Annotated in this window: 14 protein-coding genes; all 14 read right to left on the bottom strand. The window is 52.4% G+C overall.

Translation table 11 applies throughout. From position 1 onward, the window contains the following. Positions 1 to 36: 36 nt before the first annotated feature. Positions 37 to 615: a chaperone-usher fimbrial major subunit gene (locus ACOTX4_RS15370; protein ID WP_003861165.1), complete on the bottom strand. Its 579-nt coding sequence runs from the start codon at positions 613 to 615 to the stop codon at positions 37 to 39. Between the two features lie 428 nt (positions 616 to 1,043). Further along, the gene (gene glmS, locus ACOTX4_RS15365; RefSeq protein WP_023323908.1) at positions 1,044 to 2,873 is read right to left on the bottom strand and encodes a glutamine--fructose-6-phosphate transaminase (isomerizing); all 1,830 of its coding nucleotides are present in this window, start codon (positions 2,871 to 2,873) and stop codon (positions 1,044 to 1,046) included. A gap of 240 nt (positions 2,874 to 3,113) precedes the next feature. Further along, positions 3,114 to 4,484: a bifunctional UDP-N-acetylglucosamine diphosphorylase/glucosamine-1-phosphate N-acetyltransferase GlmU gene (gene glmU / locus ACOTX4_RS15360; RefSeq protein ID WP_023315069.1), complete on the bottom strand. Its 1,371-nt coding sequence runs from the start codon at positions 4,482 to 4,484 to the stop codon at positions 3,114 to 3,116. Positions 4,485 to 4,622: 138 nt separating this feature from the next. After that, positions 4,623 to 5,042, bottom strand: a complete 420-nt coding sequence (locus tag ACOTX4_RS15355) for a F0F1 ATP synthase subunit epsilon (RefSeq protein WP_003862360.1) — start codon at positions 5,040 to 5,042, stop codon at positions 4,623 to 4,625. 20 nt (positions 5,043 to 5,062) lie between these two features. Further along, entirely contained in the window at positions 5,063 to 6,445 is a 1,383-nt protein-coding gene (atpD, locus tag ACOTX4_RS15350) for a F0F1 ATP synthase subunit beta (RefSeq protein WP_003862362.1), read from the bottom strand. A gap of 31 nt (positions 6,446 to 6,476) precedes the next feature. Further along, positions 6,477 to 7,340 carry a F0F1 ATP synthase subunit gamma gene (atpG, locus tag ACOTX4_RS15345; protein ID WP_063937986.1) on the bottom strand — a complete coding sequence of 288 codons (864 nt, stop codon included), beginning with the start codon at positions 7,338 to 7,340 and terminating at the stop codon, positions 6,477 to 6,479. A gap of 51 nt (positions 7,341 to 7,391) precedes the next feature. Continuing rightward, positions 7,392 to 8,933, bottom strand: coding sequence for a F0F1 ATP synthase subunit alpha (gene atpA / locus ACOTX4_RS15340; protein WP_003862367.1), 1,542 nt, complete (start codon positions 8,931 to 8,933; stop codon positions 7,392 to 7,394). Between the two features lie 12 nt (positions 8,934 to 8,945). Further along, entirely contained in the window at positions 8,946 to 9,479 is a 534-nt protein-coding gene (gene atpH / locus ACOTX4_RS15335) for a F0F1 ATP synthase subunit delta (protein ID WP_003862369.1), read from the bottom strand. 14 nt (positions 9,480 to 9,493) lie between these two features. Continuing rightward, positions 9,494 to 9,964 carry a F0F1 ATP synthase subunit B gene (gene atpF, locus ACOTX4_RS15330; RefSeq protein WP_003862370.1) on the bottom strand — a complete coding sequence of 157 codons (471 nt, stop codon included), beginning with the start codon at positions 9,962 to 9,964 and terminating at the stop codon, positions 9,494 to 9,496. A gap of 48 nt (positions 9,965 to 10,012) precedes the next feature. After that, a complete protein-coding gene (gene atpE, locus ACOTX4_RS15325; RefSeq protein WP_000429386.1) occupies positions 10,013 to 10,252 on the bottom strand; it encodes a F0F1 ATP synthase subunit C in 240 nt (79 codons plus the stop codon). Positions 10,253 to 10,301: 49 nt separating this feature from the next. Beyond that, a complete protein-coding gene (atpB, locus tag ACOTX4_RS15320; protein ID WP_003862373.1) occupies positions 10,302 to 11,117 on the bottom strand; it encodes a F0F1 ATP synthase subunit A in 816 nt (271 codons plus the stop codon). Positions 11,118 to 11,125: 8 nt separating this feature from the next. Continuing rightward, entirely contained in the window at positions 11,126 to 11,506 is a 381-nt protein-coding gene (gene atpI, locus ACOTX4_RS15315; protein ID WP_003862375.1) for a F0F1 ATP synthase subunit I, read from the bottom strand. 616 nt (positions 11,507 to 12,122) lie between these two features. Continuing rightward, positions 12,123 to 12,746 (bottom strand): 16S rRNA (guanine(527)-N(7))-methyltransferase RsmG, encoded by a 624-nt coding sequence (rsmG, locus tag ACOTX4_RS15310; protein WP_003862377.1) that lies wholly within the window; start codon positions 12,744 to 12,746, stop codon positions 12,123 to 12,125. A 107-nt stretch (positions 12,747 to 12,853) separates the two neighbouring features. Further along, complete coding sequence (mnmG, locus tag ACOTX4_RS15305) at positions 12,854 to 14,743, bottom strand: tRNA uridine-5-carboxymethylaminomethyl(34) synthesis enzyme MnmG (RefSeq protein WP_003862379.1); 1,890 nt, start codon at positions 14,741 to 14,743, stop codon at positions 12,854 to 12,856. Positions 14,744 to 15,044 lie beyond the last annotated feature (301 nt).

Raw genomic sequence — 15,044 nt, 5'->3', positions numbered from 1 at the left:
TAAGTTCTTAACAGGCTCCGAATCCATAACCGCTGATTATTTCAGGTATTCAATAGTAAACTGAGAGTCAGCATTCGCAGTACCCGGCGTCACTGTTGCCAGAGTCTGGACGAATTTCGCCTTGAATCCCATATCCGCTTTACCATCTGCAATGGCAACGTATTTAGAATTGTTATACAAAGGGATCGCGGTATCATCGCTCAGGTTGAACAGTTTTATCGCCACGCCCGTCGCCGCAATGGCGTCGCCGCTGCCAGTGAACTCACCGTCCGTACCGTCTTCGTTCACCGGCGTACCGATTGAAAGATAACCTTTACCGATGGTATCTTTATCTTCCGTCCCGTCAAAGCGTACCGCCGCCTGAGTATAGGTTGCCGGGCAGCCTTCCAGACGGATGTGGAAATCTTTAACAGACGCGGTGGAATCAATACCCGCGAAGGTTTTTACCGATACACGACCAATATTAACAGTCTGATTACTGGTATCAGTCGTGACTGTACAAGTAGAATCAATCACCTCGCCACGGAAATGAACAGTACCGTCAGCCGCTAATGTCGCACCTGAAAACAGGACGGAAGATAAAACCAGTGAAGTGGCTATAACGTTTAATTTCATGAAACTCTCCATAATTTACATTATTTGTATGCGTCTCATTTATACATTCAAATAAAACACACCATCCTTTAAAGCGTGGCGATAGTACAGTTCATTCCTGCTCTATGACAAATATGTTTTCCCACATGAAATATCTTTAAAATGGAACAATAAAAATTAAAAATAAAAAAACCCTTAAAAATAAGAACAAAACATAATTAAAAAATGCTATTGATATCTCTTCTCTATTTTTTTAAGAATTTATCAATATCTTTTCTTTGTCATAGCTAAATCAGATTCTTTTTTAAGCAGACATAGGTGAAATGAGCAGATAGAGCAAAAATGTAAGAAAAAATGAAAAAAGAAACAGGTTGCGATAAAAAGAAATAATCGCTGAGGGGAGGGCTATGAGGCTGCCAGAATACTGGCAGCCTCGGGTAGGCTGGAGATTATTCTACGGTGACGGACTTCGCCAGGTTACGTGGCTGGTCTACGTCGGTGCCCTTGATCAGCGCGACGTGATAAGCCAGCAGTTGCAGCGGTACGGTGTAGAAGATCGGCGCAATCACCTCTTCCACATGCGGCATCTCGATGATGTGCATGTTGTCGCTGCTGGCGAAACCGGCATCTTTATCCGCAAAGACGTACAGAACACCACCACGGGCGCGCACTTCTTCGATGTTAGATTTCAGTTTTTCCAGCAGTTCGTTGTTAGGTGCCACCACGATAACTGGCATATCCGCATCGATCAGCGCCAGCGGGCCATGCTTCAGCTCGCCTGCCGCATAGGCTTCAGCGTGAATATAAGAGATCTCTTTGAGCTTCAGCGCCCCTTCCAGCGCGATCGGATACTGATCGCCGCGCCCCAGGAACAGAGCGTGATGCTTGTCGGAGAAATCCTCCGCCAGGGCTTCAATGCGTTTGTCCTGAGAGAGCATCTGTTCAATACGGCTTGGCAGCGCCTGGAGACCGTGAACGATATCATGCTCAACGGAAGCATCCTGGCCTTTCAGACGCGCCAGTTTCGCCACCAGCATCAGCAGAACGGTCAGCTGAGTAGTAAACGCTTTGGTGGAAGCCACGCCGATTTCGGTACCCGCTTTGGTCATCAGCGCCAGATCGGATTCACGTACCAGCGAAGAGCCCGGCACGTTACAAATGGCCAGCGAGCCGAGGTAACCCAGTTCTTTAGACAGACGCAGCGCCGCCAGGGTATCGGCCGTTTCGCCAGACTGAGAAAGGGTGATCATCAGGCTGTTACGACGCACCGCAGATTTGCGATAGCGGAACTCAGAGGCGATTTCCACATCACACGGCACACCCGCCAGGGATTCAAACCAGTAGCGCGAGACCATACCGGAGTTGTAAGAGGTACCGCAGGCCACGATCTGAATGTGCTCGACTTTGCTCAGCAGTTCGTTGGCATTGGCGCCCAGCTCGCTCAGATCCACTTCACCATGGCTGATGCGACCAGTCAGGGTGTTTTTAATGGCGTTTGGCTGTTCGTAGATCTCTTTCTGCATGTAGTGACGGTAAGCGCCTTTGTCGCCCGCGTCGTATTGCAGGTTTGATTCGATCTCCTGACGCTTAACCTGCTCGCCTTTCGTGTCGAATACGGTCACGCTGCGACGTGTCACCTCGGCAATGTCTCCCTCTTCGAGGAAGATAAAGCGACGGGTAACCGGCAGCAGCGCCAGCTGGTCGGAAGCGATAAAGTTTTCACCCATGCCCAGACCAATCACCATCGGACTACCGGAACGCGCGGCCAGCAGCGTGGACGGGTCGCGGGAATCCATGATCACCGTACCGTAAGCACCACGTAGCTGAGGGATAGCGCGCAGCACCGCATCACGCAGTGTACCGCCCTTTGCCAGCTCCCAGTGCACCAGGTGAGCAATCACTTCGGTGTCGGTTTCAGAGACGAAGGTATAGCCGCGCGCTTTCAGTTCTTCACGCAGCGGTTCGTGGTTTTCGATAATGCCGTTATGCACGACCACGATGTGTTCAGACACATGCGGGTGTGCGTTGCCTTCAGATGGCTCACCGTGGGTCGCCCAGCGGGTATGCGCAATACCGGTGCCACCGTGCAGCGGATGTTCTTCCGCAGCCTGGGCCAGCATCTGCACTTTACCGAGACGGCGCAGACGGGTCATATGACCTTCTGCATCAACGACAGCCAGCCCGGCTGAGTCGTAACCACGGTATTCCAGACGACGTAAACCTTCGAGAAGGATTTCAGCAATATCACGCTGCGCAACTGCGCCAACAATTCCACACATAGTTATATTTCCTGATTATGGCGTTATGCCATGCGTTGTCGCTGACCTGTATTTGCCCTTTCCGGGCGCCCCGAGCCTTGTAGAGAGTGGGGTTATTTTTATGGGTACTGCTTGTGGGGGGAGGATTATGTTATCCCCTCACCCCGGCCCTCTCCCCAAAGGGGCGAGGGAGAAAAACACCGCACCGAACAATCCCCTCTCCCCTGTGGGGAGAGGGTTAGGGTGAGGGGTATAAATCCGTTACTTCTGCTTCACCGGGCGTTTCCAGCCCTGCTTGCTGACCTGCGGAACGCGGCTTAACACCAGCTCGTTCTCGGCCACATCGCGCGTAACGGTTGTCCCGGCGGCAATGGTCACGCCTTTGCCCACGGTAACAGGCGCCACCAGCTGGGTATCGGAGCCTACAAACACGTCATCACCAATGATGGTTTTAAACTTATTGGCGCCGTCATAGTTACAGGTAATCGTCCCTGCACCAATGTTTACGTTGTCGCCAATTTCCGCATCGCCCAGATAGGTCAGATGACCCGCTTTAGAGCCCTTACCCAGACGCGCTTTTTTCATTTCCACGAAGTTACCTACGTGAGCACCTTCCAGCAGCTCAGCGCCCGGGCGCAGACGCGCAAATGGGCCAATCGTACAGGCCGCCTCAAGATGGGCATCTTCCACCACGCTGTACGGGCTGATTTCGCAGTCGTCACCGATCGCGCTGTTTTTAATCACACAGCCGGTGCCGATTTTGACGCGGTTGCCCAGCGTGACGTTACCTTCCAGGATAACGTTAGTATCTATTTCAACGTCGCGCCCGTGGGTCAGCGTGCCACGCAGATCGAAACGCGCCGGATCGCGCAGCATAACGCCCGCGAGCAACAGCTTTTCTGCCTGCTCGGACTGGTAAATACGCTCAAGACGGGAAAGCTGGAGACGGTTGTTTACCCCGTCCGTTTCGCTGATACGCGCCGGATGAACGGCAGCAATCTCACGCCCTTCCTGGTAAGCCATCGCAATGATGTCGGTGATGTAGTATTCACCCTGCGCGTTGTTATTGTTGAGTCTGGACAGCCAGCGCTTCATATCCGCACCGTTCGCAATCAGGATGCCGGTGTTGATCTCCTGAATCTGGCGCTGTTCGTCAGTGGCATCTTTATGCTCAACAATCCCTGTCACGTTGCCGTTTTCACGCGTAATGCGGCCATAGCCGGTTGGATCGTCCAGCACGACGGTCAACAAACCGATGCCACCCTGCGGTTTGGCTTCACGCAGGCGAGTAAGGGTTTCAACGGAGATCAGCGGGACGTCGCCGTAGAGCATCAGGATATCTTCATCATCAGCGAAGAAGGGTGCAGCCTGCTGCATTGCATGACCCGTACCCAGCTGTTCTGCCTGAAGCACCCAGTTGAGATTGTCGTCACGCAGCGTTTTTTTCAGCAGATCGCCGCCATGTCCATAAACCAGATGCACCTGGCTGGCGCCTAATTCATTCGCTGCATCAATAACATGCTGAACCATTGGCTTTCCTGCCAGCGTGTGGAGCACTTTAGGCAGATCGGAATACATGCGGGTACCTTTGCCTGCGGCAAGGATCACCACGCTCATCGCACTGTTTAACATACGCATCCTGACGGTAGTTTGTGTGAGAAGTAAAAACGTTTGATGCTTAAAATTCTACATCTTTTTCATCATGAATTAAGGCCGAAAAAAAAAGCCAGCCTGGGATCCAGACTGGCTTTTGTGCTTTTCAAGCCGGTGTTACATCGCTTTTTTGGTCAACTCGATAACGCGCAGTTTCGCGATCGCTTTGGCCAGCTCCGCAGACGCCTGAGCGTAATCCACGTCACCATGAGAGCTGTTAATGTGCTCTTCAGCCTTACGCTTCGATTCCAGGGCTCGCGCTTCGTCGAGATCCTGGCCACGAATAGCGGTATCGGCCAGAACGGTCACACTGCCTGGCTGCACTTCAAGAATGCCGCCGGACAGATAGATAAACTCTTCATGACCGAACTGTTTAACGATGCGGATCATACCAGGCTTAATGGCGGTGAGCAGCGGTGCGTGACCCGGGAAAATACCCAGTTCACCTTCACTACCCGTTACCTGGATTTTCTCGACCAGACCAGAGAACATTTGTTGCTCTGCGCTGACGACGTCCAGGTGGTAAGTCATTGCCATATCACCCTCCGATTAAGGCGTTAAAGTTTTTTGGCTTTTTCCACGGCTTCTTCGATGGAACCAACCATGTAGAACGCCTGCTCTGGCAGGTGATCGTATTCGCCTTCCATGATGCCTTTAAAGCCACGGATGGTGTCTTTCAGGGAAACGTATTTACCTGGAGAACCGGTGAATACTTCCGCAACGAAGAACGGCTGGGACAGGAAGCGCTGGATCTTACGCGCACGTGCTACCACCAGTTTGTCTTCTTCAGACAGTTCATCCATACCCAGGATGGCGATGATGTCTTTCAGTTCCTGATAACGTTGCAGCAGGGACTGTACGCCACGCGCGGTGTCGTAGTGCTCCTGGCCAACAACCAGTGGATCCAGCTGACGGCTGGTGGAGTCCAGCGGGTCAACGGCCGGGTAGATACCCAGAGACGCGATCTGACGGCTCAGTACCACGGTTGCATCTAAGTGAGCAAAGGTGGTGGCTGGAGATGGGTCAGTCAAGTCATCCGCAGGTACGTATACCGCCTGAACGGAGGTGATAGAACCAGTTTTGGTAGAGGTGATACGTTCCTGAAGAACACCCATCTCTTCCGCAAGCGTAGGCTGATAACCTACCGCTGAAGGCATACGACCCAGCAGTGCAGATACTTCAGTACCGGCCAGGGTGTAACGGTAGATGTTATCAACGAACAGCAGAACGTCACGGCCTTCGTCACGGAACTTCTCAGCCATCGTCAGGCCAGTCAGCGCAACGCGCAGACGGTTTCCTGGTGGCTCGTTCATCTGGCCGTAAACCAGGGATACTTTATCCAGAACGTTGGAGTCGGTCATTTCATGGTAGAAGTCGTTACCCTCACGAGTACGTTCACCAACACCCGCAAACACGGAGTAACCGGAGTGCTCGATCGCGATGTTACGGATCAGCTCCATCATGTTTACGGTTTTACCTACACCCGCACCACCGAACAGACCAACTTTACCGCCCTTCGCGAACGGGCACATCAGGTCGATAACTTTGATGCCGGTTTCCAGCAGTTCCTGAGAGCTGGACAGCTCTTCGTAGGAAGGTGCCGCGCGGTGGATAGCCCAACGCTCTTCTTCACCGATGTCGCCTTTCATGTCGATTGGTTGACCCAATACGTTCATGATACGACCCAGTGTTGCTTTACCTACCGGGACTTCGATCGGGTGCTCAAGGTCTTTTACTTCCAGACCACGACGCAGACCGTCGGAAGAACCCATGGCGATGGTACGCACGATACCGCCGCCGAGCTGCTGCTGAACTTCCAGCACCAGGCTCTCGTTACCATTCTGTACCTCAAGCGCGTCGTACACGCGTGGTACGGCGTCCTGAGGGAACTCGACGTCCACCACGGCGCCGATTACCTGGACAATCTTTCCAGTAGCCATCTTGAATCCTCTACGTAATTCGTAAACCTGGTTAAACCGCGGCGGCCCCCGAGACGATCTCGGTGAGTTCCTGAGTAATGCTGGCCTGACGAGCTTTGTTGTAAACCAACTGCAGCTCTTTAATCAGGCTGCCGCCATTATCGGTCGCGGCTTTCATCGCCACCATTCGTGCGGCCTGCTCGCTGGCCAGGTTTTCTACAACGCCCTGATAAACCTGAGATTCAACGTAACGACGCAGCAGGGTATCCAGCAGCGGTTTCGGATCGGGTTCATACAGGTAATCCCAGGCTTTCTGTTTCAGCTCGTCATCTTTTGATGCCGGTAACGGCAGCATCTGAGTGAGCGTAGGCACCTGAGACATGGTGTTAATAAATTTGTTGCTGACAACGTACAGTCTGTCCAGACGGCCTTCATCGTAGGCCTGCAACATCACTTTAACCGGGCCGATCAGTTCGGACAGGGACGGGTTATCACCCATACCGGTCACCTGAGCGACAATGTTGCCACCAACGGAGTTAAAGAAAGAGACGCCTTTAGAGCCAATCAGTGCCAGATCGCACTGAACGCCTTTATCGGACCAGCCTTTCATATCCGCCAGCAGTTTTTTGAACAGGTTAATGTTCAAGCCGCCACACAGACCACGGTCAGTCGACACCACCAGGTAGCCCACGCGCTTAACGTCGCGTTCTTCCAGGTAAGGGTGCTTATATTCCAGATTACCGTTTGCAAGGTGACCAATCACTTTGCGCATGGTCTCTGCATAAGGACGGCTGGCCGCCATGCGATCCTGCGATTTACGCATTTTGGAAGCGGCGACCATCTCCATCGCTTTAGTGATCTTTTGCGTGTTCTGGACGCTTGCGATCTTACTACGTATCTCTTTTGCGCCGGCCATGAGCTTCTCCTCAATGCCAGACGGCTTGTCCTGAGACAAGCCGCCGGACGATTACCAGGATTGGGTTGCTTTGAAGGAATCGAGGATAGCTTTCAGCTTGCCTTCGATTTCGTCGTTATAGCCACCGGTCTGGTTGATCTCTTGCATCAGCGGAGCGTGATCACGGTCGACGTAAGCCAGCAGAGCGGCTTCGAAGCTACCGATTTTCGCCAGTTCCACATCTTCGAGGTAACCGCGTTCAGCCGCGAACAGTACCAGGCCCTGCTGAGCAACAGACATTGGCGCGTACTGTTTCTGCTTCAGCAGCTCGGTCACTTTCTGACCGTGGCTCAGCTGTTTACGGGTTGCTTCGTCCAGATCGGATGCGAACTGAGAGAACGCAGCCAGTTCACGATACTGTGCCAGCGCGGTACGGATACCACCGGACAGTTTCTTGATGATCTTGGTCTGAGCAGCACCACCCACACGGGATACGGAGATACCCGGGTTAACCGCCGGACGAATACCGGAGTTAAACAGGTTGGTTTCCAGGAAGATCTGACCATCGGTAATGGAGATTACGTTGGTCGGAACGAACGCAGAAACGTCACCCGCCTGGGTTTCAATGATCGGCAGAGCGGTCAGAGAACCTGTTTTACCCTTCACTTCACCTTTGGTGAAGTTCTCGACGTATTCCGCGTTAACGCGGGAAGCACGCTCCAGCAGACGAGAGTGGAGGTAGAATACGTCGCCCGGGAATGCTTCACGTCCTGGTGGACGACGGAGCAGCAGGGAAACCTGACGATAAGCAACAGCCTGTTTAGACAGGTCATCGTATACGATCAGCGCATCTTCACCGCGGTCACGGAAGTATTCGCCCATTGCGCAACCGGCGTATGGTGCCAGGTATTGCAGTGCAGCAGATTCAGACGCGGTTGCTACCACAACGATGGTGTTAGACAGTGCGCCGTGCTCTTCCAGTTTACGAACCACGTTGGAAATGGTGGACGCTTTCTGGCCGATAGCCACGTACACACATTTGATGCCGGAGTCACGCTGATTGATGATGGCGTCGATTGCCATCGCGGTTTTACCGGTCTGACGGTCACCGATGATCAGTTCACGCTGACCACGACCGATTGGGATCATGGCATCAACGGACTTATAACCCGTCTGTACTGGCTGATCAACTGACTGACGGTCGATAACGCCTGGTGCGATAACTTCGATTGGTGAGAAGCCATCGTGCTCAACCGGACCTTTACCGTCGATTGGCGCACCCAGGGTGTTAACAACGCGACCCAGCAGGCCACGGCCAACCGGCACTTCAAGAATACGGCCAGTACACTTAACCTTCATGCCTTCGGCGAGGTCAGCGTATGGACCCATCACAACGGCACCTACGGAGTCGCGCTCCAGGTTCAGTGCGATAGCGTAACGGTTACCCGGCAGGGAAATCATCTCACCCTGCATACAATCGGCCAGGCCGTGGATGCGGATAACACCGTCACTTACAGAAACAATAGTACCTTCGTTGTGAGCTTCACTCACAACATTGAACTGAGCAATGCGCTGCTTGATCAGTTCGCTGATTTCGGTGGAATTCAGTTGCATGCTCCAGTCCCCTTAAGACTGCAAGACGTCTGCAAGGCGCTCAAGACGGCCGCGTACGCTGCCATCAATGACCATATCACCCGAGCGGATGATTACGCCTGCCATTACAGACTTATCGATTTTGCAATTCAGCTTAACTTTGCGTGACAGACGTTTTTCCATCGCGGCGGTGATTTTCGCAAGCTGTTCGTCACTCAGTTCAGTCGCGGAAGTTACTTCAACTTCAGCGGTAGCTTCACTAAGGGCACGTAAGTGCTCAAACTGCTCGAGAACATCCGGGAGCACACGGAGACGACCATTTTCCGCCATCACCTTAATCAGGTTCTGGCCGTTGGCATCCAGTTGCTCTCCGCACACGGCGATAAACGACGCGGCGAGGGTTTCAGGCGCTAACGCACCAGAAAGCAACTCGGCCATTTGTTCGTTTTTCGTCACCTCAGCGGCAAACGCCAGCATATTCTGCCAGCGATCGACATTTTGGTGTTCGACAGCAAAGTCAAAAGCTGCTTTGGCGTAGGGGCGAGCTACCGTAACAAATTCAGACATCAGCCCCTCCCTCCTTACAGTTCAGCGACAAGTTTGTCCACGATGTCGCTGTTAGCAGCTTCATCCACGGAACGTTCGATGATCTTCTCGGCGCCAGCAACAGCCAGAATCGCAACCTGCTTACGCAGTTCTTCACGAGCACGTTTACGCTCAGCTTCAATTTCAGCCTGAGCCTGTGTCACGATCTTAGTACGTTCCTGTTCTGCTTCAGCTTTGGCTTCGTCCAGGATCTGAGAACGGCGTTTGTTAGCCTGTTCAATGATTACCTGAGCTTCAGCTTTCGCTTTTTTCAGCTGGTCTGTCGCGTTGGCCTGTGCAAGGTCCAAATCTTTCTTAGCGCGTTCTGCGGAAGCCAGACCGTCAGCAATTTCTTTCTGACGTTTTTCGATGGCAGCCATTAAAGGCGGCCATACATACTTCATGCAGAACCAGACAAAGAGAATAAACGCGATGGCCTGGCCGAGGATTGTTGCGTTCATGTTCACAGCACAATACCTCTTAAATTTCTGTGGCTTGGGGTTTTAAAACAACTACTACGCGACAGCAAACATCACGTACAGACCCAGACCTACAGCGATCATTGGGATTGCATCCACCAGACCCATAACGATAAAGAACTGAGTACGCAGCAGAGGAATCAGATCAGGTTGACGCGCTGCGCCTTCCAGGAATTTGCCCCCGAGGATGCCGATACCGATCGCAGCACCGATAGCCGCCAGACCCATCATCACAGCGGCAGCCATGTACAGCAGATCCATATTCAGGTTTTCCATGACAGTCTCCAGTTTGTTTCAATTAAAACGTAGTAGTGTTGGTAAAAAATCAGTGCTCTTCAGACGCCATCGACAGATAGACGATCGTCAGAACCATGAAGATAAAGGCTTGCAGCGTAATGATCAGGATGTGGAAAATGGCCCATGGCACATTCAGAATCCACTGTGACCACCACGGCAGAAGACCCGCGATCAGAATGAAAATCAGCTCACCCGCATACATGTTGCCGAACAGTCGCAGACCCAGTGAAACAGGTTTGGACAGCAGGCTAACGCCTTCCAGGATCAGGTTGACCGGAATAAACGCCCAGTGGTTGAACGGCTGCAAGGTAAGCTCTTTCACAAAGCCGCTTACGCCTTTCATTTTGATGCTGTAGAACAGAATGAGGATAAATACGCCCAGCGCCATCGACAGGGTGATGTTCACGTCGGCAGACGGAACCACGCGCAGTGCAGGCAGGCCGAGTACGTGCTCACCGATCCAAGGTAAGAAATCGATAGGCAGGAGGTCCATCAGGTTCATCAGGAAGACCCAAACGAACACGGTCAGGGCCAGCGGAGCAATCAGTTTGCTCTTACCATGGTACATGTCTTTCACGCTGCCATGGACGAAGCCGATGATCATCTCGATGAACGTCTGGAATTTCCCTGGAACACCGCTGGTCGCCTTTTTAGCAACGCTACGGAACATGGCCAGGAACAGAAGACCCAAAACCACCGAGAAGAACATGGAGTCGATGTTGATCGTCCAGAAGGTGGCCGGGGGGTTATGTGGATCCACCAGCGAGAATGTACGCAGGTCCAGCTGAAGGTTATTCAGATGGTGACCTATGTAATCCTGCGGCGTCATATTTTCTGAAGCCATGATGCCTTTTACCCTTTGTTATTGATTACAGCTGGAGCCAGAACTTGTACCACCAGCACCAAAACCCACGTTGCTATCAGCGGCATGAATACCACTTTCAAAACCGCCAGCGCCATCACCAGTAGAGCAAAGGTCAGCAACACCTTACACACTTCGCCGAGAGCGAAGGACCAGGCCACGCGGCCTTTGGCAGGTGTATGCGCCTGATGACGCCAGGCAAAAATCATAAACAACACGTTTGGCAGAACCACCGCCAAACCTCCGCACGCGGCGGAGATGCCCCAGAAGGGGTCTTTGAGGCTAAACAGCAGTCCACTTGCTATCACAGCCAGAAACTGAATGAACAGAAGCTTACGAGCAACGTTTCTACTCAAGAGCGACACAGACATCACGTTTTTACTCCTGCTCCCTTCGAGGTATGCCGCGTGTCGTATAAAACGTCCTTTAAGGCTCAGAGTCAAGCATCAAAAAGCGGTCAAATTATACGGTGCGTACCCGTGATTTCAAACATTAAGTAGCGAAAAGGTGAATAAATGTTTAAATATTTTTCCCCAGTCCTATTTTTCAACTTTTGACCCAAGCGTTGACCTTCAGGCAAAACTGCAAACAGCGCGGAAACGTTGGTGATAAAGCGTGCACGAGATCACAAAATACACATTTGCGATAAAATGGTATTTATCAAAGACGTAAAACGATTAATTTCATCTGCATGAAATTAAAGCAAAAAAACCGCAACTATTTTTAAAACAGAGCCGTATACAACAAAAACCTTTTATTGACATTCTTAATAAATATTTAACATTCCATTCTTGTTGCTTTTACCCACTTTTAGCAGACTGATAATTTCATTGTTGACTATCCTCTGAGTGAACGAATCACGTCAGGTTAACCATAAGAAAATCCATGGTAACAACAAGGTTAAATTAACGACGACCAAATCAGACTGAATGTGCTGCTTTTTAACACGATCAGAACAGCACAAATTCCACATTTTTTATTAATTTTTTAAAAAGTGTTTGGCTTAATTATCACCAGATGACGCTCACCTTCGAGCTGAGGGATCTGGAGTTTCTCAATGGATTCGACAACAAAACCGTCCGGAAGCTGCTCGATTTCGTCCCCCGGAAGTTGCCCTTTCAGCGCATAAAAACGCCCCTTCTCCGCTGGCAGGTGTTTGCACCAGCTCACCATGTCATTGAGTGAGGCAAACGCGCGGCTGATAACACCGTCAAACGGTGGCTCTGCCGGGAACTCCTCTACCCTGCTCTGTACGGGCGTGATGTTTTCCAGCTTCAGCTCATGCTGAACCTGGCGTAAAAAGCGTACGCGCTTGCCCAGGCTGTCCAGCAGCGTGAAATGACTCTCCGGTCGAACAATAGACAACGGAACGCCCGGCAAGCCCGGACCGGTGCCCACATCGATAAAACGTTCACCGTTCAGATACGGCGCCACGACGATACTATCGAGAATATGGCGAATCAGCATCTCGTTGGGATCGCGTACGGAGGTGAGGTTGTACGCTTTATTCCATTTGTTCAGCATATCGACATAGGCCACCAGCTGATTTTTCTGATGATCGGTGAGCGAAATACCTGCCTGTTCCAGCAGACGAGAGAGTTTATTGAGCACGGTGGATACCTGTTGAGAAACTTAAGTGGCGGGTGGCGCTTAGCTAACCCGCCCTACGGGTTCAGTAGGCCCGGTAAGCACAGCGCCACCGGGCTATTTACAGAGCATTACGCGCTACGGCGCAGCATGCCCTGCTTTTTCAGCCACACCAGCAGAATCGAAATCGCGGCAGGTGTGACGCCAGAGATACGTGAGGCCTGGCCAATCGACACAGGTTTGTGATCGTTCAGCTTAGCGATCACTTCGTTGGAAAGGCCCGTCACCTGACGGTAGTCCAGCATTTCCGGCAGCAGCGTGTTTTCGTTGCGCTGCTGTTTTTCGATCTCATCCTGCTGACGCGCGATGTAGCCTTCGTACTTCACCTGAATTTCGACCTGCTCGGCCGCTTCAGCGTCTTCAAGGCCCGGTGCGAACGCCGTCAGTTTGACCAGATTCTCGTAGGTGACTTCAGGACGGCGCAGCAGATCTTCCCCACTGGCTTCGCGCGACAGCGGTGCTGTTAAGTGAGCATTCACTTCAGCAGCAGTTTCCGCCTGCGGATTCACCCAGGTGGTTTTCAGGCGCTGACGTTCCTGTTCAATGCGCTCCAGCTTCTCGTTGAAGCGCGCCCAGCGCTCGTCATCCACCAGACCCAGCTCGCGGCCCACCTCGGTCAGACGCAGATCGGCATTGTCTTCGCGCAGCATCAGGCGATATTCCGCACGAGAAGTAAACATGCGGTACGGTTCTTTGGTCCCCAGCGTGCAGAGATCGTCGACCAGAACGCCCAGGTAAGCCTGAGAACGCGCCGGTGCCCAGCCCTCTTTCTCGGCAGAGAAGCGAGCGGCGTTCAGACCGGCCAGCAGCCCTTGCGCGGCAGCTTCTTCGTACCCGGTGGTGCCGTTAATCTGGCCTGCGAAGAACAGACCCTGGATGAATTTGCTTTCCAGCGTCGGCTTCAGGTCACGCGGATCGAAGAAATCGTACTCAATAGCGTAGCCAGGACGAACGATCTTCGCGTTTTCCATGCCCTGCATTGAACGCACAATCTGCATCTGCACGTCGAACGGCAGGCTGGTGGAGATGCCGTTCGGGTAAATTTCGTTAGATGTCAGCCCTTCCGGTTCGAGGAAGATCTGGTGCTGATTACGATCGGCAAAGCGCATCACTTTGTCTTCGATCGACGGGCAATAACGCGGACCGATCCCTTCGATCACACCAGCATACATTGGGCTGCGATCGAGATTATTGCGGATCACGTCATGGGTTTTTTCATTGGTGTGCGTGATGTAGCACGGCACCTGCTGCGGATGTTGCGCCGCATTGCCCATGAACGAGAACACCGGCATCGGGTTATCGCCGTGCTGCTGTGCCAGCACGCTGAAATCAATGGTGCGCGCATCAATACGCGGCGGCGTGCCGGTTTTCAGGCGGCTTACGCGCAGCGGCAGCTCACGCAGACGACGAGATAACGGAATTGACGGCGGATCGCCAGCACGACCACCGCTGTAATTGTCCAGACCAATATGGATTTTACCGTCCAGGAATGTCCCGACCGTCAGCACCACCGCTTTTGCGCGGAATTTGAGACCCATTTGGGTCACGGCGCCAACAACACGATCGTTCTCCACGATAAGATCTTCTACCGCCTGCTGGAAGATCATCAGGTTCGGTTGGTTTTCCAGCGCGGTGCGCACAGCCTGACGGTAAAGCACACGGTCTGCCTGTGCACGGGTGGCGCGAACAGCCGGACCTTTACTCGCGTTTAGTATCCTAAACTGAATACCCGCATGATCGATCGCTTTCGCCATCAGGCCGCCAAGTGCATCCACTTCTTTTACCAGGTGTCCTTTCCCAATGCCGCCAATCGCCGGATTACAGGACATTTGTCCCAGCGTGTCGATATTGTGTGTCAAAAGCAGGGTCTGCTGACCCATTCGCGCTGCGGCCATTGCGGCCTCAGTGCCTGCGTGACCCCCGCCAATGATGATGACGTCAAAAGGATCCTGATAAAACATGGTGGTCTGCCTCGCGTAAAGCGGTATGAAAATGGATTGAAGCCCGGGCCGTGGATTCTACTCAACTTTAGTCTTTCGAGAAAGCATTGGGATCCTGGGCTATTAAAAAGAAGATCTTTTTATTTAGAGATCTGTTCTATTGTGATCTCTTATTAGGATCGCAGACCTTTGTGGATAAGTCCGATCCCATAAATAAGATCATGCAGTTAGGAAGGATCGTTTGCTGTGAATGATCGGTGATCCTGGACCGTATAAGCTGGGATCAGATCGCCACTTTATACACAGGTCAAAAACTAAACCA

It is taken from the genome of Enterobacter cloacae complex sp. IR5459 (assembly GCF_049238005.1).
GTDB lineage: Bacteria > Pseudomonadota > Gammaproteobacteria > Enterobacterales > Enterobacteriaceae > Enterobacter > Enterobacter hormaechei_C.
This window is presented reverse-complemented; position numbering and strand designations above follow the sequence as displayed.

Excerpts from the sequence above, each read along its gene's own strand:
- ACOTX4_RS15370 (WP_003861165.1), bottom strand. The coding sequence starts at position 615 with ATGAAATTAAACGTTATAGCCACTTCACTGGTTTTATCTTCCGTCCTG.
- glmS (WP_023323908.1), bottom strand. The coding sequence starts at position 2,873 with ATGTGTGGAATTGTTGGCGCAGTTGCGCAGCGTGATATTGCTGAAATC.
- glmU (WP_023315069.1), bottom strand. The coding sequence starts at position 4,484 with ATGTTAAACAGTGCGATGAGCGTGGTGATCCTTGCCGCAGGCAAAGGT.
- ACOTX4_RS15355 (WP_003862360.1), bottom strand. The coding sequence starts at position 5,042 with ATGGCAATGACTTACCACCTGGACGTCGTCAGCGCAGAGCAACAAATG.
- atpD (WP_003862362.1), bottom strand. The coding sequence starts at position 6,445 with ATGGCTACTGGAAAGATTGTCCAGGTAATCGGCGCCGTGGTGGACGTC.
- atpG (WP_063937986.1), bottom strand. The coding sequence starts at position 7,340 with ATGGCCGGCGCAAAAGAGATACGTAGTAAGATCGCAAGCGTCCAGAAC.
- atpA (WP_003862367.1), bottom strand. The coding sequence starts at position 8,933 with ATGCAACTGAATTCCACCGAAATCAGCGAACTGATCAAGCAGCGCATT.
- atpH (WP_003862369.1), bottom strand. The coding sequence starts at position 9,479 with ATGTCTGAATTTGTTACGGTAGCTCGCCCCTACGCCAAAGCAGCTTTT.
- atpE (WP_000429386.1), bottom strand. The coding sequence starts at position 10,252 with ATGGAAAACCTGAATATGGATCTGCTGTACATGGCTGCCGCTGTGATG.
- atpB (WP_003862373.1), bottom strand. The coding sequence starts at position 11,117 with ATGGCTTCAGAAAATATGACGCCGCAGGATTACATAGGTCACCATCTG.
- atpI (WP_003862375.1), bottom strand. The coding sequence starts at position 11,506 with ATGTCTGTGTCGCTCTTGAGTAGAAACGTTGCTCGTAAGCTTCTGTTC.
- mnmG (WP_003862379.1), bottom strand. The coding sequence starts at position 14,743 with ATGTTTTATCAGGATCCTTTTGACGTCATCATCATTGGCGGGGGTCAC.